Source organism: Streptomyces sp. NPDC006516 (assembly GCF_040611875.1).
Classification (GTDB): domain Bacteria; phylum Actinomycetota; class Actinomycetes; order Streptomycetales; family Streptomycetaceae; genus Streptomyces.
Genome location: NZ_JBEXPD010000005.1, coordinates 299,823 through 317,294, shown reverse-complemented (window position 1 = coordinate 317,294; position 17,472 = coordinate 299,823). Strand labels below are relative to the sequence as shown.

Genomic DNA, 17,472 nt, shown 5'->3' with positions numbered 1-17,472 from the left:
CAGGTGCACACACGTCATGCAAAGGCGCGAACGCGTTTCCTCTGCCGTTGCGGGGCTGATCGCGCTCGGCCTCGCGTGCTCGGCCTGCGCGACGGGTGGCGTCGCCGACCAGGCGAACGGCTCCGCCCCGCCACCACCGACAGCGGCGGTGCGACAGACCGCCTACACCCCGTACGTGAGCGCCACCACCGCCTTCGGCACCGACGGCGCCGGGTCGCCGGACACGTACAACCTCGCCTTCGTCACCTCCGAGGCTTCGGGCTGCACCCCGCTCTGGGGCGGCACGACCGCGGCCGGCAGCGCCGCGGTCGCGGCCCGCGCGGAGGCGCTCACCGGCACCGGGGCGGACATCCGGGTCTCCTTCGGAGGCGCGGCGGGCACCGAAGCAGCGCTCGCCTGCGACAGCGCGGAGGAACTGGCCGACGCCTACGCCGAGGTCCTCGACGCCGTGGGAGCCACCAAGGCCGACTTCGACATCGAGGGCGACGCGCTCACCGACACCGCGTCCGTCACCCGCCGCAACGAAGCCCTCGCCCTGCTCCAGGAGGACCGCGACCTCGACGTCACATACACGCTGCCCGTCATGCCCGACGGGCTGGAGGACAGCGGGGCCGCCGTCCTGGAGGACGCGGTGGACCGGGGCGTCGACCTCTCGGCGGTCAACATCATGGCGATGAACTACAGCACGTCCGACACCGGCGACATGGGCGACTACGCGGAGCAGGCCGCCGAGGCCGCCCACGACCAGCTCGTGGACGTGCTCGGACTCTCGCGGGACGCCGCCTGGCAGGCGCTGCACATCACGGTGATGATCGGGGTCAACGACGTGCCGGGGGAGACGTTCACCCTCGACGACGCCGCCTCCCTGCGCACCTTCGCCACCCGGCAGGGGGTCGGCGCGCTCTCGCTGTGGGCCTCCTTCCGCGACCAGGAGTGCGACGCGGACGAGGACACCACGACGGCGACCGACACCTGCAGCGGAGTCGACCAGGAAGCGGGGGCGTTCGCCGAGGCCCTCGGCGGCTGAGCGTCCGGGAGGTCTGCCGCACGGCCCGGTGACCCGGGTTCAGCGTACGGGGTCCTCCCGGACCAGGGCCATCAGCGCCCTCGCCCCCGGGCTCATGGCCCCGGCCGGCGGCAGCACCACGACGCTCTCGTACACCGCCGGGTCCGCGCCGTCGAGCTCCACCGCCACCAGCCCCCGCGCCTCCGGCTTGCGGGAGAAGTGGTGCGGCACCACCGCGATACCGAGACCCTCGTGCACGAGCTCCAGCAGGCTGTGCACATCGCTGACCTCCAGCGCCACCGTGCGGCGCGCCCCCGCCACGGCGAAGGCCTCGTCCACCGCCCGGCGTGGCCCCCAGTCCGGATGGAAGTCGATGAAGGACTCGCCCTGGAGTCCGCTCCACGCCACCGGCGCACCCTTCGAGGCGAGCCGGTGGCCGGGCGCGCACAGCACGACCATCGGCTCCCTCGCCAGCGGGACGAGCTCGCCCCGCCACTCGGGCGGACTGACGGTGGCGGCGAACGCGAGGTCGAGCCGGCCGCCGGCCACCCCCTCCAGCAGGCTGGACGTGCCTTCCTGGCGGAGCCGGATCTCCATCTGCGGATGGTCCCGGTGGAAGGCCGCGAGCAGCCGCGCCGGGCTGACCCCGGCCACGCACTGCTCCACCCCCAGCGTCAGCGTCCCGCGCAGCAGTCCGCGTACGGCGTCGACGGCCTCCCGCGCGGCCCTGGCCCCCGCCAGCGTCCGCTCCGCCTCCACCAGCAGGGCCTGCCCGGCCTCGGTGAGCCGGACCGTGCGCGTCGTGCGGCTGAACAGCGGCGTCCGCAACTCGTGCTCCAGCGCCCGGACGGACGCGGACAGCCCGGACTGGGAGACGGCGAGACGCTCGGCCGCCCGGGTGAAGTGCTGCTCCTCGGCGACGGCGACGAAGTGCTCCAGCTGACGCAGTTCCATGATTGAGCAATCTAAGCGATGAATCCGAGCGGAATCTCCTGTTGGACCGCTGGATCCATCTCCGCCAGTCTGGAGCCTGCGCACCGGATCCGGCGCGCAGGACCGTGCCCCGTGGAGTGCCCGTATGTACCTTCCGTCCGCCGACCGCTACACCGCCATGCCCTACCGGCGCACCGGGCGCAGCGGTCTGCTGCTCCCCGCGCTCTCGCTCGGCCTCTGGCACAACTTCGGGGGCGACCGGACCCCCGAGAGCCAGGGCGCGATCCTGCGCAGGGCCTTCGACCTGGGCATCACGCACTTCGACCTGGCCAACAACTACGGCCCGCCCCCCGGGTCCGCCGAGATCGCCATGGGCCGGGCCCTGCGGACGGATTTCGCCGGACTCCGGGACGAGATCGTCATCTCCACCAAGGCCGGCTACCACATGTGGGAGGGCCCGTACGGGGAGTGGGGCTCGCGCAAGAGCCTGCGCTCCTCGCTCGACCAGAGTCTGACCCGGCTCGGCCTCGACTACGTCGACATCTTCTACTCGCACCGCTTCGACCCCGACACCCCGCTCGAGGAGACGATGGGCGCCCTCGACACGGCGGTGCGCCAGGGCAAGGCCCTCTACGCCGGCGTCTCCAACTACTCCGCCGAGCAGACCCGCGAGGCCGCCCGCATCCTGAACGAGCTGGGCACCCCGCTCCTCATCCACCAGCCGCGCTACTCCATGCTGGACCGCTGGGTCGAGGACGGGCTGCTGGACGCCCTGGACGAGCTCGGCACCGGCTCCATCGCGTACTCGCCGCTGGAGCAGGGCATCCTCTCCGACCGCTATCTGAACGGCGTCCCGGAGGGGTCGCGGGCGGCGGGGAGCAGCCCGTTCCTGTCGGCCGAGGCCGTCACCCCGGACCTCGTCAGCCGGCTGGCCGCACTGAACGAACTGGCGCGTGAACGCGGTCAGTCCCTCGCGCAGATGGCCCTCGCCTGGGTGCTTCGCGGCGGCCGGGTCACCTCCGCAGTCGTCGGCGCGAGCAGCGTCGCGCAGCTGGAGAACAGCGTCGCGGCGGCCGCGAACCTGGAGTTCGGCGAGGACGAGCTGGCCCGGATCGACGAGCTGGTCAAGGGCACCGCCCGCCCCTGACCCGGAGCGCCGTTCCTCGCGTCGTCCGTCCTCCGCCCGGCCTCCGGGCGGAGGACGGACGGCGGGCAGTGGGTGGCTTCACCGGACTGGACCAGTGACAGATCACGAAGGCTCTGGCCCCGTGCTGTCCCGGCGCGTACCGTGATGCGGCACGAAGATCCTCTTCCCGCGGGGCGGGCGGGGGGCGAACCGACCAGGGACGGGACCGCGCCGTGAAGATCCTCGTCAGCGCCGACATGGAAGGCGCCACCGGAGTGACCTGGCCGGCCGATGTGCTGCCGGGGACCCCGCAGTGGGAGCGCTGCCGGGCCCTGTTCACCTCCGACGTGAACGCCGCCGCGCTCGGTTTCTACGACGGTGGCGCCGACGAGGTACTCGTCAACGAGGCCCACTGGAGCATGCGGAACCTGCTCCTCGAACGGATGGACGAGCGCGTCCAGATGCTGACGGGCAAACACAAGTCCCTCTCCATGGTCGAGGGCATCCAGCACGGCGACGTCGACGGGGTGGCGTTCGTCGGCTATCACACCGGTGCCGGCACCGAGGGCGTGCTCGCCCACACCTATCTCGCCAACTCCGTCACCGGTGTCTGGCTCAACGGTGTCCGCGCGAGCGAGGGCTTGCTCAACGCCCATGTAGCGGCGGAGTACGGGGTCCCTGTCGTCCTGGTCACCGGCGACGACCTGACCTGTGAGGACGCCACCGGCTACGCCCCCCTGGCCCGCAAGGTCGCGGTGAAGGATCACGTCTCGCGCTACGCGGCCGTGTGCCGCACCCCCACCCGCACCGCCACCGACATCCGGGCAGCGGCGGCGGAGGCGATCGCGCTGGCGGTTCGCCACACACCGGTGACGGGCGGCTCCTTCACGGTGGAGCTGGAGTTCGACGCCGAACACCTGGCGGCGGCCGCGACCGTGGTGCCCGGCGTGGCGCCGAGCGGCGAACGGCGTGTCGCCTACACCAGCGGGACGATGTACGAAGGTATCCGCACGTTCAAGGCGGTGACGACGATCGTGTCGGCCGCCGTGGAGGAGCAATATGGCTGAGGCGGGCAGGCCGACCGGGCCGGTGGACGAGCGGGCGCTCGCGGAATCGGTGACGTTCACCTCCGAGCTGATCCGGATCGACACCACCAACCGGGGCGACGGCAGCTGCCGGGAACGCCCGGCCGCGGAGTACGTCGCCGAGCGCCTCGCCGAGGCCGGGCTGGAGCCCGTGCTCCTGGAGCGCACACCGGGGCGTACGAACGTGGTGGCCCGGATCCAGGGCACCGATCCCTCGGCCGACGCCCTCCTCGTGCACGGGCATCTGGACGTGGTGCCCGCAGAGGCCGCGGACTGGACCGTGCACCCTTTCTCCGGAGAGGTGCGTGACGGGGTCGTGTGGGGCCGCGGGGCCATCGACATGAAGAACATGGACGCGATGGTGCTCGCGGTGGTCCGGGCCTGGGCGCGCGCGGGCGTCCGCCCGCGCCGCGACATCGTGATCGCCTACACGGCCGACGAGGAGGCGAGCGCACGCGACGGAGCGGGATTCCTCGCCGACCGCCACTCCGAGCTGTTCGAGGGCTGCACGGAGGGCATCAGCGAGTCCGGGGCCTTCACCTTCCACGCCGGCCCAGGCATGCCGCTCTACCCCATCGCCGCCGGCGAGCGCGGAACGGGCTGGCTGAAGCTGACCGCCGAGGGCAAGGCCGGCCACGGCTCCAAGGTCAACAAGGCCAATGCGGTCAGCGCCCTGGCCGCCGCCATCGCCAGGATCGGCGCGTACGAGTGGCCGGTGCGCCTGACCCCGACCGTGCGGGCGGCGATCGAGGAGATCGCCGCACTGCACCACATCCGGGTCGATGCCGGTGCCCCCGGGCTCGACGTGGACGAACTCCTCGGCAAGCTCGGCCCGGCCGCGGCGCTGATCGAGCCCACCATCCGCAACAGCACCAACCCGACGATGCTGGAGGCGGGTTACAAGGTCAACGTGATCCCGGGCCGTGCCACCGCCTTCGTCGACGGACGCATGGTGCCCGGTGGCGAGGAGGAGTTCCACGCGACGCTGGACCGGCTGACCGGCCCGGGGGTCGAGTGGGAGTTCCACCACCGGGAGGTCGCCCTCGAATCGCCGGTCGACTCGCCGACGTACGCGAAGATGCGGGCGGCCGTCGAACTGTTCGACCCCGACGCCCACGTCGTCCCCTACTCCATGTCGGGCGGCACGGACGCCAAGCAGTTCTCCCGTCTCGGCATCACCGGCTACGGCTACTCCCCGCTGAAGCTGCCTGTCGGTTTCGACTACCAGGCGCTGTTCCACGGCGTCGACGAACGGGTCCCGGTCGAGGCACTGCACTTCGGCGTCCGGGTCCTGGACCACTTCCTGCGCGGCGCCTGACGCACCGCACCGCCCGACGCATCCGCACTGCCCGACCGAGAAGCAGGGGGAACAGACCATGGTGTCATCAGCGGCGTACGGCACCTGGCCGTCACCGATCGACGCGGCGCTCGTCGCCTCGCACGACGGCCGGCCGGAATTCGTCGGTACCGTCGGCGACGAGGTGTGGTGGACGGAGCCGCGCCCCGCCGAGGGCGGCCGGCGCGCCCTCGTGCGCCGCCTGGCGGACGGCACCACCCTGTCCGTGCTCCCCGCACCGTGGAACCCCCGCAGCAGGGTCATCGAGTACGGCGGAGTGCCGTGGGCCGGCGAGGCCCGCGCGGAGGGCGGCCCCCTGGTCGTGTTCGTCCACTTCGCCGACCAGCGGCTTTACGCGTACGCGCCGGACGGGCCCGACGAGCCGTGGCCGCTCACGCCCGTGTCGGACGTCGGCGGCGGACTGCGGTGGGTGGAACCGCAGGTACGGCTCGAACGCGGCGAGGTCTGGTGTGTGCTGGAGGAGTTCACCGGCGACTCCCCGACCGAGGTGCGGCGTGTGATCGCCGCCGTCCCGCTGGACGGCTCGGCCTCCGCCGACCGGGGTGCCGTACGTGAACTGAGCGACGACAGGCACCGGTTCGTGACCGGACCCAAGGTGTCGTTCGACGGTTCCAGGGCTGCGTGGATCGCGTGGGACCATCCGGCCATGCCGTGGGACGGCACCGTCGTGATGATGGCCGACGTCACCGCGGAGGGCACCTTCACGGGTGTCCGGCCCGTCGTCGGCGACATCGACGAGTCGGTCGTCCAGGTGGAGTGGGACCGGGACGGCACCCTGCTCTTCGTGTCGGACGTCGGCGGCTGGTGGGAGCTCCAGCGGCTCAGGCCCGACGCGGTCGCCGGGGCGGTCGTGCCGAGCAGCCGCCTCTGCTCCGGGCGCGGTGAGGAGTTCGGCGGTCCGCTGTGGAAGATCGGCCTGCGCTGGTTCCAGCTCCTGGACAACGGGCTGATCGCCGTCATCCACGGCCGGGGCACCACCGCGCTCGGCGTGCTCGACCCGGAGACCGGTGAGCTCGTCGACGTCGTCGGTCCCTGGACCGCGTGGGCCGAGACGCTCGCCGTCCAGGACACCAGGATCATCGGCATCGCCGCGAGCCCCCGCTCCGCGGCCGAGGTGGTCGAGCTGGACACCGCCACGGGGCACACCCGGGTCATCGGCGTACCGCACCAGGACGCGGTCGACCCGGCCTACTACCCCGAGCCGCTCGTCCGCACCTTCGGCGGGCCCGACGGCCGGGAGATCCACGCCCATGTGTACCCGCCGCGCCACCCCGATCACACCGGCCCCGAGGGCGAGGCGCCTCCGTACGTGATCTGGGCGCACGGCGGACCCACCGGGCGCTCCCCGCTCGTGCTCGACCTGGAGATCGCCTACTTCACCTCGCGGGGGATCGGGGTCGCCGAGGTCAACTACGGCGGCTCCACCGGCTACGGCCGCGCCTACCGTGAACGGCTGCGCGGCCAGTGGGGCGTCGTCGACGTCGAGGACTGCGCGGCCGTCGCCCTCGCGCTGGCCGACGAGGGTTCGGCGGACCGGGCCCGGCTGGCCGTCAGGGGCGGCAGCGCCGGAGGGTGGACCGCGGCGGCCTCCCTCACACAGACGGACGTGTACGCCTGCGGAGCGATCAGCTACCCGATCCTCGATCTGGAGGGCTGGGCGACGGGCGAGACCCACGACTTCGAGTCGCGGTACCTGGAGTCCCTCGTGGGCCCGTACGCGGAGGTGCCCGAACGCTACCGGGAGCGCTCGCCCGTCCACCGCACCGACGGGCTCACCGCCCCGTTCGTGCTGCTGCAAGGGCTCGACGACCCGATCTGTCCGCCCGTCCAGTGCGAGCGCTTCCTCGCGGCGATCGAGGGAAACGGCGTGCCGCACGCCTACTTCGCCTTCGATGGGGAGGGCCACGGCTTCCGCCGCGCGGACACCGTCCGCAGGGCTCTGGAGGCCGAACTCTCCCTCTATGCGCAGACGTTCGGATTCGATCGTCCTGACATCCCCCGGCTGGAGCTGAAGCGGTGACCCTGGAACCTCTCGCCCGCGCGGCCCGGTTGCGGCCCGGATCCCGGGTCGCGGTCGTCGCGCCCTGCGGGCCCGTGCCTCCTGAGCGGCTCGAACGCGGACTCGACTTCCTGCGTGGCTGGGACCTCGACCCTGTCGTGGCCCCCCATGTCCTGGACGGGCACCCCGAGTTGGACTACCTCTCCGCGACGGACGCCGACCGCGCCCGGGACCTTCAGGAAGCCTGGTGCGACCCGTCGGTGGAAGCGGTCCTGTGCGCCAGGGGAGGGTACGGCGCCCACCGCATGGTCGATCTCCTGGACTGGCCCGCGCTACGGGCCGCGGGCCCCAAGGCGTTCGTGGGATACAGCGACATCACCGTGCTGCACGAGGCCTTCGCCCTGCGGGCCGGGTTCGCCACCATCCACGGGCCGATGGTCGCCACCGAGGTCTTCCTCGGGGACGAGGCCACCCGGCAGGCCCTGCGCTCCACCCTGTTCGAGCCCGAGTCGGTGCAGCGACTCGGCCTGGAGGCGGCCATCGCGCTCGTCCCCGGCACCGCGCGCGGCGTCACCTACGGCGGCTGCGCGAGTCTGCTCGCCGCCGACGCGGGAACCCCCTGGGCGAGGACATCCGCCGAGGGGGGCCTGCTGGTCGTCGAGGACACCGGGGAGGAGCCGTACCGGCTCGACGGGATCCTGACACGGCTCCGGCGCATCGGAGCCCTGGACGGGATAGCCGGCGTGGTGTGCGGCTCCTGGGACGGCTGCGGGCCGTACGAACAGGTGAGGGCGGTGCTCGCGGACCGGCTCGGCGGACTGGGGGTCCCGGTCGTCGAGGAGCTGGGCTTCGGGCACTGTCCCACCGCGCTTACCGTCCCGCTCGGCGTCCCGGCGGTCCTCGACGCGCCGGCGGACGGCGGCCGTTGCACCCTCACCGCCCAAGTGCCCGCACTCCTCTGAACGGCCGGGTCCCGAGAGGGCCCGGCGGCCTCCGCGGGAAACCCGGCTCCCGTGCGTTGACACCGCTATGACGTGTGTCACACGATGGGCCGAACCCGGTACTTACCGGTCGGTAATGTGTCCTCGGTGTGGAGGTCCATGTGTCGCGTACTGTGCCCCGATTCCGTCGTCCCCTCACCCTGCTCGCGGGGGCGGCGCTTCTCGCCCCGCTCACCCTGACCGGCGCGCCACCGGCATCGGCGGCGGACCAGTACACCGTCACCGCACTGGAGTTCACCGTGCGGGCGGGTGACCGTACCTGCACGGTCGACGCCGACCTCTACCGCCCTGTCGGTGTCGACGCGCAGCACCCCGCCCCGGCCGTCCTCGCCACCAACGGATTCGGCGGCAGCAAGTCCGACGGCTCCACCGACGCCATCGGCAAGGCCTTCGCCCGGCGCGGTTACGTCGGGCTCGTCTACTCCGGGCTCGGCTTCGGCAAGTCGGGCTGCCTCATCACCCTCGACGACCCGGCCGTCGACGGGAAGGCGGCCTCCGGACTCGTCGACTTCCTCGGCGGCACCCGTGCGGCGGACGACGGCACCAAGGCGGACTTCGTCACCGCGGACGCCCCGGGCGACCCGGTGGTCGGCATGATCGGCGGTTCGTACGGCGGCGCCGTCCAGCTGGCGACCGCGTCCGCCGACCGCCGGGTCGACGCGCTCGTACCGCTGATCACCTGGAACGACCTCGCTCACTCGCTCTCCCCGAACACCACCGGAGCGCGCCAGGGCGTCTCCTCCAGCACCCCCGGTGTCTTCAAGTGGCAGTGGACCAACGGCTTCTACCTGATGGGGGAGGGGCAGCCGCTGCTCGTCCCGAGCCTGGACCCGTCCCGCTTCGGCAGCCTCACCTGCCTGCACTTCGCCGCGCGGGCCTGTGACACCGTCCGCCTGCTGAACTCCGGCCGCTATCCCGCCGCCGAGACCGCGAGGATGCTGGCGTACGCGCGGGGCGTCTCCCCGGTGTCCTACCTCTCCGGGGTCAGGGCGCCCACCCTGCTCGTCCAGGGCCAGGCGGACAGCCTGTTCACCCTCAACGAGGCCACCGCCACCTACCGGGCACTGAAGGCGCAGGGCACCACGACGAAGATGATCTGGCAGTCCTGGGGTCACAGCGGCGGCCAGGTGCCCGGCGAACTCGACCTCGGCAGTGGCAATCTGGAGACGAGCTACGTCGGCCGGCGGATCCTCGACTGGTTCGACCGCTACCTCCACCACGAGGAGGACACCGCCACCGGTCCCGAGTTCGCGTACTACCGGGACTGGGCGAGCGGCTACGGCACAGCGGACGCGGTGCCCGCCCTCTCGCGCACGATGTACCTCTCGGGCGACGGTGCCCTGGTGGACAGCCGCTCCGAGGTCACCCCCGGCAGCCGCGGGTACACCAACTGGCTGCTGCCGAGCAGCCACTCGGAGAGCTCCCTCGCCGGGCTGATCGGACTGCCCGACCCGGCGCCGTACGACACCAGGGGCACGTACCTCGGCTGGACCAGCGCCCCGCTGAGCGCACCGGTCGATGTCGTCGGCGCGCCGAAGGCCACCCTGAAGGTGGTCTCGCCGAAGGCGGAGCGGGCCCAGAACAGCGCCGACGCCGCGGACAAGCTGGTGCTGTTCACGAAGGTGTACGACGTGGCGCCGGACGGGACTCAGAAGCTGGTGAACCGCCTGGTCGCGCCGGTCCGCGTGCCCGACGTCACCCGCCCCTTCACCGTCGAGCTGCCGGGGATCGTGCACCGGTACGAGACGGGGCACCGGCTCCGGTTCGTGATCGCCGCGAGCGACAGCGCGTACTTCGGCAACCGCGGCATCAAGCCGGTCACGGTGGTCAGCACCCCGCGGGACACCGGAGTCCTGGAGCTCCCGGTGGTCGGCTGACGCTCACCCGTACAGCCCTGCTCCACAGCTCCCCGGACCCGGGACGGAGGCATCCTGGGGTCCGGGGACGGCTGTTCCTGGCCCCGGACACCAGGACCCGGCGAAAGGGCCGAGCATGAGGCACAAGGACCGATCCGGCAGCAGCAGCGCGTTCACGCCCGCCCGGATCGCCGTCACCGCCCTGGCGATCCTCTCGATCGTCTTCATCTGTGTGAACACCCAGGACGTCACCATCCGCGTGATCATCCCCAAGGTCACGATGCCGCTCTGGGCGGCTCTGCTGGGAGTCTTCCTGGCCGGGGTGCTCTGCGGTGCCGGCTTCCTCCTGTTCCGCCGGCGAGCGGCCAGGTAGCGGGAACCGGACGCCGCCGGACGTGCCCGAGCCCCGTCCCGGCCGGTGTTCTCCTCCGTCCTCTGCGCACCCACCTGTACGCGACCGCGGAACGGTGGCCTGAAAGGCGCTTCCAGGGGTACGCGCCGGTCAGCACCTCCTACGGGTGCACCGAACGCCGGAAGTCGGCAGAGAGGACACAGCGTGCGGACTGTTGGTGTCGAGGAAGAGCTCCTGCTGGTCGACGGAGAGAGTGGTGACCCTCAGGCCCTGTCGACGGCGGTGCTCGCGCTGGCGGAGCGCCGGGCGGACGGGGACTCGGTGTTCGAGTCGGAACTCCATGATCATCAATTGGAGTTCGCCACCGAGCCGCGTACGTCGATGGATGAACTCGCGGACGAGATTCTCCGCTGGCGGGCCGAGGCGGCGAACAGGGCGGCGGACGCCGGCGCGGCCGTGGCGGCCCTGGCGACCTCGCCGCTGCCGGTGAGCCCCTCCATCGGAGAGGGTGAGCGCTACCGGTGGCTGGCGGAGCGGTTCGGGCTGACGGCTCAGGAACAGCTGACCTGCGGCTGCCATGTGCACGTGTCGGTGGAATCGGACGAGGAGGGGGTCGCCGTCCTGGACCGGGTGCGTCCGTGGCTGCCGGTGCTGCTGGCGCTGAGCGCGAACTCCCCCTTCTGGCACGGGCGCGACAGCTCGTACGACAGCTACCGCAGCAGGGTCTGGGGCCGGTGGCCCTCGGCCGGGCCGACGGAGGTGTTCGGTTCCGCCGACGGCTACCACGCGCAGGTCCGGGCGCTGGTCGAGACGGGTGTGCTGCGCGACGAGGGAATGATCTACTTCGACGCACGGCTCTCGCACCGTTACCCCACGGTCGAGGTCCGGGTGGCGGACGTCTGCCTCGACGCCGCCGACACGGTGCTGCTGGCCACACTCGTGCGCGGCCTGGTCGAGACGGCCGCGCGCGCCTGGCGTGCAGGGGAGCCGCCCGAGCCGGTCCCGGTGAGCCTGGTGCGCATGGCCGGCTGGCAGGCCGCTCGCTCGGGTGTGGAGGGGCGGCTGCTCCATCCGCTGACCATGCGCCCGGAGCCGGCCGCCGATGTGCTTGGGGCCCTGCTCGCGCACGTACGGGACGCCCTGGAGGACAGCGGTGACGCCGTTGCGGCGGAGAAGGCGCTCGGGGACGTGCTGAAGCGGGGTACGGGGGCGAGGTTCCAGCGCGCACTGCTCGCGGATTCGGGCAGCCTGCGGACCGTGGTGACCGAGTGCGCGGCCAGGACGCGGGGATGACGCAAGCCCCACGCGCCCGGCCGCGACGCCCGTCACCCGTGGCCGGGATCCTCCTCGGCCGCGTGTGCGTCGACCACCGCGGCCAGCCGGCCCAGCATCGCGCGGTGCCGGATCTGGAGCAGCGCGTCGAGGGCCACGTTGTGGAGGGCGCCGCCGAGCCCCTGGAGGGGGTGCTCGTTGAGCAGGACGAGGGTCTCCTCGCCCCAGGGCCGGATGTCGAACGCGATCCGGGCGGTCCCCAACGCGCCGCTGTACGCCTCCAGTTCGAGCACCTGCGGACGTTCCAGGCGGCGTACCGTCGTGCGGCCCCGGAACTCCTTCGGGCCGAGCCGCACCGTGTAGCCGATGGAGGACCCGACCTCGGGCCAGAGCCCCTCCAGCGGGCGCGAGTCGCTCGTGCCCACGACCCACTTCGCGTACTGGTGCGGCTGCTCCAGCACGGCCCACAGGGCCGAGGGAGGGTGATGGATCAACTGATGGCGAATGGCCATGAACGCCTCCACGCGCGGATGTCGCGGTCGATGAGAACGACGGGCGAGGTCACCCGCCATGCTACGCAGCCCGCGCATCTCCGACATGTCGGAGAGCCGCCGCACGCCGGGGGCACGGGCGCGGGAGGTGGTCGCTGAAAGAGCGACCTCACCCGTTCGGGCTAATCGTCAGCTGGGCGTCCGAACGGGTGGACCGCCCCGCGACCGCCCCACCCACGGCTGGTTCGTCCGGAGGCCTGTGAACGGCGGATGCCGTTGCGCGGTAGAACGGATGAGGGAGAACGCCCGGCGAACCGACTCGGAAGAGCGAGGAGAGTACGCATGCGTGCACTGACCTGGCAAGGACGACGGGACGTCCGCGTGGAGACGGTACCCGACCCGGTCATCCAGGATCCGACGGACATCATCGTGCGGGTCACCTCGACCGGCATCTGCGGATCGGACCTGCACCTGTACGAGGTGCTCGGCCCCTACCTCGACCCGGGCGACATCCTGGGGCACGAGGCGATGGGAGTCGTGGAGGAGACCGGCGCCGAGGTGACCGCCGTCAAGCGCGGGGACCGCGTGGTGATCCCGTTCAACGTCTCCTGCGGCAGCTGCTTCATGTGTGACCGAGGGCTTCAGTCGCAGTGCGAGACCACCCAGGTCCGGGACTACGGCAGTGGCGCCGCGCTCTTCGGATACACCAAGCTCTACGGACAGGTGCCGGGCGGGCAGGCCGAGCTGCTGCGTGTCCCCTTCGGCAACACCCTTCCGGTGAAGGTCCCCGACGGCCCGCCCGACGATCGCTTCGTCTTCCTGTCGGACGTCCTGCCGACCGCCTGGCAGGCCGTGGAGTACGCGGACGTGCCGCCCGGCGGCAGCCTGACCGTGCTGGGGCTCGGGCCGATCGGCGACATGGCCGCCCGGATCGCCCTGCACCGCGGTGCGGGACAGGTCATCGGGGTGGACCTGGTCTCCGACCGCCTGCACCGGGCCGCCGCCCGCGGGGTTCACACCATGGACCTGCGGGAGTACGGGAAGCACCTGGGGGACTCCATCCGGGGGCTCACCGACGGCCGGGGCACCGACGCGGTCATCGACGCAGTCGGCATGGAGGCACACGGCGCGCCCGTGGCCAAGGCGGGGCAGTGGGCGGTGGGCATGCTGCCCGACGCCGCAGCACGTGCGCTCATGGAGCGGGCGGGCATCGACCGCCTCAGTGCCTTGTTCACCGCGATCGACGCGGTGCGACGGGGCGGCACCGTCTCCGTCTCCGGCGTCTACGGCGGGGCGGCGGACCCGATGCCGCTCCTCACCATGTTCGACAAGCAGATGCAGCTGCGGATGGGCCAGGCCAACGTCTGGAACTGGGTGCCCAGCATCCTGCCGCTCCTGGTGGACGAGGATCCGCTCGGCGTCGACGACTTCGCCACGCACCACCTGCCGCTGGACGAAGGTCCCAAGGCGTACGAGACGTTCCAGAACAAGGCGGACGGCATGGTGAAGACCCTGCTCAGGCCGTGATCAACCAGGAGCAGGAGGAGCGATGACGAACGCACCCCAGGGCCTGAGGGTCGTGGTCACGGGCGCCACGGGCAACGTCGGCACCAGTGTCGTGCGGGCACTGGCCGACGACCCTTCCGTGGCATCCGTCCTCGGTCTGGCCCGCCGGCTCCCGGGACGCGGCGTCCCGGGAGTGGAGTGGGGCACCGTCGACCTGGAGCACAGTGACAGCCCCCGGAGACTCGCGGTGCACCTGTCCGGCGCCGACGCGGTCGTCCACCTCGCCTGGCGCTTCCAGCCCACGCACGACCCCGTCGTGACCTGGCGGAGCAACGTCGAGGGCTCGATGCGCGTCTTCGGCGCGGTACGCGACGCGGGCGTGCCGGTCCTGGTCCACGCCTCGTCGGTGGGGGCGTACTCTCCAGGACCCAAACGCGAGCCGGGCGTCGACGAGCAGTGGCCCACCCACGGGTGGCCGGACGCCGCGTACTGCCGGGAGAAGGCCTACCTGGAGCGTGTCCTCGACACCTTCGAACTCCGGCACCCGGAGATCCGGGTCGTGCGCATGCGCCCCGGGTTCCTCTTCAAGAGGACGTCGGCGAGCGAACAGCGACGGATCTTCGCGGGCCGCTACCTGCCGGGCGGCCTGCTCAGGCCCGGCCTGCTGCCCTTCGTCCCCGACCTCGACGGGCTGCGCTTCCAGGTGCTGCACACCGACGACGCGGCCGAGGCCTACCGGCTCGCCGTCACCCGGGACGTCCGGGGCGCCTTCAATCTGGCCGCGGACGCGGTGACGGACGCGCGGCAGCTCGCCGAACTCCTCGACGCACGCGTGGTCCGCGCCCCGGTCCCCCTGGTCCGCGGCGCGCTGGCCGCGGCCTGGAGCGCCCGTGCCGTACCAGCGTCGCCGCATCTCTTCGACGCCGTGCTGCGCCTCCCGGTCATGAACAGCGCCCGGGCCCGCGAGGAACTGGGCTGGCAGCCCGTCCACTCGGCCGCCGACGCGCTGCGCGCCTTCCTGCAGGGTGTCTCCCACGGAGAAGGGGAGGACACGGCCCCGCTGGCGGGCAAGCGGTGGGGGTGAACCAGTCGTACGCGCCGGGCGCCCGTGCCGCCGGCGCGTACGGCCCGGGACGCCGCCACCGCCCTCCCGGGCGGTGATTCCGGCCGGGTACGGCCGATCATCGCCGACCGCGAGACACCCGGCTCAGGGGGCGGCGACCATAGGCCGTATGCGTACACGTGTGGTTCTCGATGCCCCGTCGAATCTGGGGCTGCGGCCCCCGGCCCCCGGCACCGTGCCCGGTTGCTACAAACTCGCGGGCGCGCTCCGTGAGCAGCGCATCGTGCAGCGGCTCAGGGCCCTGGAGGGCGGCGTCGTCGTCCCCCCGCGCTACGACCGAGGGGACTGGAAGGAGGGCGACGGCGTCTTCAACGCCTCCGCGATCGCCCGTTACACCCGTACGCTCGCCGACCGCATCGAGGGCCATGTCAGGGCCGGGGAGTTCCCGGTCGTCCTCGGCGGCGACTGCTCCATCCAGCTGGGCGCCGCCCTCGCTCTGCGCCGCACAGGGCGGTACGGGCTCGTCGCCGTCGACGGATCGGCGGACTTCCGGCACCCGGGCAACAGCGACCGGATCGGCGCGGCGGGCGGCGAGGAGCTGGCCCTCTCCACCGGACGCGGACAGGCCGACCTCACCGACATCGAAGGGCTCGGGCCCTATCTCAAGGACGAGGACATCCGGCTCTTCGGCATGCGCGACGGCGACGAGGACCGTGCCGAGCTGACCGCGCTGAAGATCTCCCACGTGACCGTCGGCGAGATCCGGGAGTGGGGGCCCGCCGACATCGCCCGCGCCGTGGTGCAGAGCCTGGAAGTGCCCGTGCTCGACGGCTTCTGGGTCCACCTCGACGCGGATGTCCTCGACCCGGGCGTGATGCCCGCCGTCGACAGCCCGGACGACGGCGGCCTGTTCCCCGACGAACTGGCCCCGCTGCTGAGGACGCTCGTCGGATCACCACGCTGCGTGGGACTCAACGTCACGATCTACGACCCCGATCTGGACCCCGACGCCTCGGCGGCGGCGCTGCTCACCGACCTGATCGTCGGCGCCTTCGCCGAGGCGGGACCGGACGGGGGCTGACCGCTGTCAGGCGGGGACGTTCCGGTCGACGTACTCGAAGACGGAGCCGTCCGGGTGCAGAGCGATCAGGTTGCGGCCCGCGGGGGTGGGCACCGGGCCCGCGATGACCCGGGCGCCCACCCTGGTCAGGGCCGCGTGGGCCTCCTCGACGTCCTTCACCGCGATCGTCGCCGACACCTTGCGCAGCACCTCCAGTTCCGACTCGGGGCCGCTCATCAGCAGAAAGCAGCCGATCGCGGCCACCGAGACCCCGCCGCGCTCGAAGCGCAGTGCCGGGGTGCTGGTCAGGCCCTCGTAGAAGGCCACGGAGGCCTCCAGGTCGTCGACGCAGATACGCAGCGTGGTTCCCAGGATTTCCATGCCCACGAGGGTAGTTGCCGGCCCCGCCTGATGTGATCCGTTCCCGGCCCGGCACCGGATCCGCCTGACAGCCGTCACGCCTGGCATCGGCTCACGCGCATCACCCGATCGTGCCGGCCCCCGGATCAGGCCCGGCAGAGCACCTCGCCGTGCGGCACCATGAACCAGCCGTCGGGCTCCTCGCCCCACGCGCGCCAGGCGTCCGCGATCGCCGTCAGCTGCTCGGCGCTCGCGTGTCCGCCCTCCACGGCCAGCTTCGCGTACACGGACGCGGTCGTGCGGTCCGCCCACAGGCCGCTCCACCAGGCGCGGTTCTCGGGGGTGGCGAAGCACCAGGCCGCCGCCGACGGGGTGATGTCGGTGAAGCCCGCCTCCCGTGCCCAGGAAAGCAACCGGCGTCCCGCGTCCGGCTCGCCGCCGTTACCGCGGGCCACCCGGCCGTACACGTCCTGCCACTCCGTCATCCCGGGCACCTCCGGATACCAGGTCATCGCCGCGTAGTCGCTGTCCCGGGCGGCGACGACGCCGCCGGGCCGGCAGACCCGCCGCATCTCGCGCAGCGCCTGCACCGGATCACCCACGTGCTGGAGCACCTGATGGGCGTGGACCACATCGAAGGAGTCGTCGGGGAAGTCCAGGGCGTGGACATCCGCCGTGGCGAACTCCACGTTGTCCAGGCCACGTTCGGCGGCGACACGTGCCGCGTCCTCGAGGATCTCGCCGTTCGCGTCGACGGCCGTCACCCGGCCCGGCGCCACGAGCCCAGCGATGTCCGCGGTGATGGTGCCCGGCCCGCAGCCGACGTCCAGCACCGCCTGCCCCGGCCGGAGTTCGGGGATCAGGTAGGCGGCTGAGTTGACGGCGGTCCGCCACCGGTGCGAGCGCAGCACCGACTCGTGATGACCATGGGTGTAGACGGCGGATTCCTTCGGCATGGCCGTACGTCCTTTCTCGGACCTCAGTCGCAGGCGATGGGCCGACCGT

Annotated in this window: 16 protein-coding genes; 12 read left to right on the top strand and 4 right to left on the bottom strand. The window is 72.2% G+C overall.

Going from position 1 to position 17,472, the window contains the following annotated elements:
- Positions 1 to 16 precede the first annotated feature (16 nt).
- Complete coding sequence (locus ABZY45_RS17790) at positions 17 to 1,027, top strand: chitinase (protein WP_356740944.1); 1,011 nt, start codon at positions 17 to 19, stop codon at positions 1,025 to 1,027.
- A gap of 39 nt (positions 1,028 to 1,066) precedes the next feature.
- Here ABZY45_RS17790 and ABZY45_RS17785 read toward each other — a convergent pair whose 3' ends face one another.
- On the bottom strand, positions 1,067 to 1,960 hold the full coding sequence (locus ABZY45_RS17785) for a LysR family transcriptional regulator (RefSeq protein ID WP_356740942.1): 894 nt from the start codon (positions 1,958 to 1,960) through the stop codon (positions 1,067 to 1,069).
- 124 nt (positions 1,961 to 2,084) lie between these two features.
- On the opposite strand from ABZY45_RS17785, the gene ABZY45_RS17780 reads away from it, so the two are divergent.
- The 8 genes from ABZY45_RS17780 to ABZY45_RS17745 all read left to right on the top strand — a co-directional run bounded on the left by ABZY45_RS17780 (position 2,085) and on the right by ABZY45_RS17745 (position 12,008).
- A complete protein-coding gene (locus ABZY45_RS17780) occupies positions 2,085 to 3,086 on the top strand; it encodes an aldo/keto reductase (RefSeq protein WP_356740940.1) in 1,002 nt (333 codons plus the stop codon).
- A gap of 212 nt (positions 3,087 to 3,298) precedes the next feature.
- Positions 3,299 to 4,132 (top strand): M55 family metallopeptidase, encoded by an 834-nt coding sequence (locus tag ABZY45_RS17775; protein ID WP_356740938.1) that lies wholly within the window; start codon positions 3,299 to 3,301, stop codon positions 4,130 to 4,132.
- Complete coding sequence (locus ABZY45_RS17770) at positions 4,125 to 5,468, top strand: M20/M25/M40 family metallo-hydrolase (protein ID WP_356740936.1); 1,344 nt, start codon at positions 4,125 to 4,127, stop codon at positions 5,466 to 5,468. Before ABZY45_RS17775 ends, ABZY45_RS17770 begins: the two co-directional genes overlap by 8 nt.
- Positions 5,469 to 5,526: 58 nt before the next feature.
- The gene (locus ABZY45_RS17765) at positions 5,527 to 7,527 is read left to right on the top strand and encodes a prolyl oligopeptidase family serine peptidase (RefSeq protein ID WP_356740934.1); all 2,001 of its coding nucleotides are present in this window, start codon (positions 5,527 to 5,529) and stop codon (positions 7,525 to 7,527) included.
- Positions 7,524 to 8,468, top strand: a complete 945-nt coding sequence (locus ABZY45_RS17760) for an LD-carboxypeptidase (RefSeq protein ID WP_356740932.1) — start codon at positions 7,524 to 7,526, stop codon at positions 8,466 to 8,468. The genes ABZY45_RS17765 and ABZY45_RS17760 overlap by 4 nt, the downstream gene beginning before the upstream one ends.
- 128 nt (positions 8,469 to 8,596) lie before the next feature.
- Positions 8,597 to 10,384, top strand: coding sequence for a CocE/NonD family hydrolase (locus ABZY45_RS17755; RefSeq protein ID WP_356740930.1), 1,788 nt, complete (start codon positions 8,597 to 8,599; stop codon positions 10,382 to 10,384).
- 115 nt (positions 10,385 to 10,499) lie between these two features.
- Entirely contained in the window at positions 10,500 to 10,736 is a 237-nt protein-coding gene (locus tag ABZY45_RS17750) for a LapA family protein (protein WP_356740928.1), read from the top strand.
- Positions 10,737 to 10,919: 183 nt separating this feature from the next.
- Positions 10,920 to 12,008 carry a glutamate--cysteine ligase gene (locus tag ABZY45_RS17745; RefSeq protein WP_356740926.1) on the top strand — a complete coding sequence of 363 codons (1,089 nt, stop codon included), beginning with the start codon at positions 10,920 to 10,922 and terminating at the stop codon, positions 12,006 to 12,008.
- Positions 12,009 to 12,040: 32 nt separating this feature from the next.
- On the opposite strand, the gene ABZY45_RS17740 is transcribed toward ABZY45_RS17745, so the two are convergent.
- The gene (locus ABZY45_RS17740; RefSeq protein WP_356740924.1) at positions 12,041 to 12,499 is read right to left on the bottom strand and encodes an SRPBCC family protein; all 459 of its coding nucleotides are present in this window, start codon (positions 12,497 to 12,499) and stop codon (positions 12,041 to 12,043) included.
- 321 nt (positions 12,500 to 12,820) lie between these two features.
- On the opposite strand from ABZY45_RS17740, the gene ABZY45_RS17735 reads away from it, so the two are divergent.
- The 3 genes from ABZY45_RS17735 (at position 12,821) to ABZY45_RS17725 (ending at position 16,128) form a co-directional block, all read left to right on the top strand.
- Positions 12,821 to 14,005 carry a zinc-dependent alcohol dehydrogenase gene (locus tag ABZY45_RS17735; RefSeq protein ID WP_356740922.1) on the top strand — a complete coding sequence of 395 codons (1,185 nt, stop codon included), beginning with the start codon at positions 12,821 to 12,823 and terminating at the stop codon, positions 14,003 to 14,005.
- Positions 14,006 to 14,027: 22 nt separating this feature from the next.
- Entirely contained in the window at positions 14,028 to 15,068 is a 1,041-nt protein-coding gene (locus ABZY45_RS17730; RefSeq protein WP_356740920.1) for an NAD-dependent epimerase/dehydratase family protein, read from the top strand.
- A 148-nt stretch (positions 15,069 to 15,216) separates the two neighbouring features.
- On the top strand, positions 15,217 to 16,128 hold the full coding sequence (locus tag ABZY45_RS17725) for an arginase family protein (protein ID WP_356740918.1): 912 nt from the start codon (positions 15,217 to 15,219) through the stop codon (positions 16,126 to 16,128).
- Positions 16,129 to 16,134: 6 nt separating this feature from the next.
- Here the strand turns inward: ABZY45_RS17725 and ABZY45_RS17720 are convergent, their stop codons facing one another.
- Together ABZY45_RS17720 and ABZY45_RS17715 are read right to left on the bottom strand one after the other, a co-directional pair.
- Positions 16,135 to 16,488: a VOC family protein gene (locus ABZY45_RS17720; protein WP_267078236.1), complete on the bottom strand. Its 354-nt coding sequence runs from the start codon at positions 16,486 to 16,488 to the stop codon at positions 16,135 to 16,137.
- Positions 16,489 to 16,613: 125 nt separating this feature from the next.
- Positions 16,614 to 17,423, bottom strand: coding sequence for a methyltransferase domain-containing protein (locus ABZY45_RS17715; RefSeq protein WP_356740915.1), 810 nt, complete (start codon positions 17,421 to 17,423; stop codon positions 16,614 to 16,616).
- Positions 17,424 to 17,472 lie beyond the last annotated feature (49 nt).

What these genes read in the sequence shown, in the direction of transcription:
- ABZY45_RS17790 (WP_356740944.1), top strand. Translation starts at nt 17, where the DNA reads ATGCAAAGGCGCGAACGCGTTTCCTCTGCCGTTGCGGGGCTGATCGCG.
- ABZY45_RS17785 (WP_356740942.1), bottom strand. Translation starts at nt 1,960, where the DNA reads ATGGAACTGCGTCAGCTGGAGCACTTCGTCGCCGTCGCCGAGGAGCAG.
- ABZY45_RS17780 (WP_356740940.1), top strand. Translation starts at nt 2,085, where the DNA reads ATGTACCTTCCGTCCGCCGACCGCTACACCGCCATGCCCTACCGGCGC.
- ABZY45_RS17770 (WP_356740936.1), top strand. Translation starts at nt 4,125, where the DNA reads ATGGCTGAGGCGGGCAGGCCGACCGGGCCGGTGGACGAGCGGGCGCTC.
- ABZY45_RS17765 (WP_356740934.1), top strand. Translation starts at nt 5,527, where the DNA reads ATGGTGTCATCAGCGGCGTACGGCACCTGGCCGTCACCGATCGACGCG.
- ABZY45_RS17750 (WP_356740928.1), top strand. Translation starts at nt 10,500, where the DNA reads ATGAGGCACAAGGACCGATCCGGCAGCAGCAGCGCGTTCACGCCCGCC.
- ABZY45_RS17740 (WP_356740924.1), bottom strand. Translation starts at nt 12,499, where the DNA reads ATGGCCATTCGCCATCAGTTGATCCATCACCCTCCCTCGGCCCTGTGG.
- ABZY45_RS17735 (WP_356740922.1), top strand. Translation starts at nt 12,821, where the DNA reads ATGCGTGCACTGACCTGGCAAGGACGACGGGACGTCCGCGTGGAGACG.
- ABZY45_RS17730 (WP_356740920.1), top strand. Translation starts at nt 14,028, where the DNA reads ATGACGAACGCACCCCAGGGCCTGAGGGTCGTGGTCACGGGCGCCACG.
- ABZY45_RS17725 (WP_356740918.1), top strand. Translation starts at nt 15,217, where the DNA reads ATGCGTACACGTGTGGTTCTCGATGCCCCGTCGAATCTGGGGCTGCGG.
- ABZY45_RS17720 (WP_267078236.1), bottom strand. Translation starts at nt 16,488, where the DNA reads ATGGAAATCCTGGGAACCACGCTGCGTATCTGCGTCGACGACCTGGAG.
- ABZY45_RS17715 (WP_356740915.1), bottom strand. Translation starts at nt 17,423, where the DNA reads ATGCCGAAGGAATCCGCCGTCTACACCCATGGTCATCACGAGTCGGTG.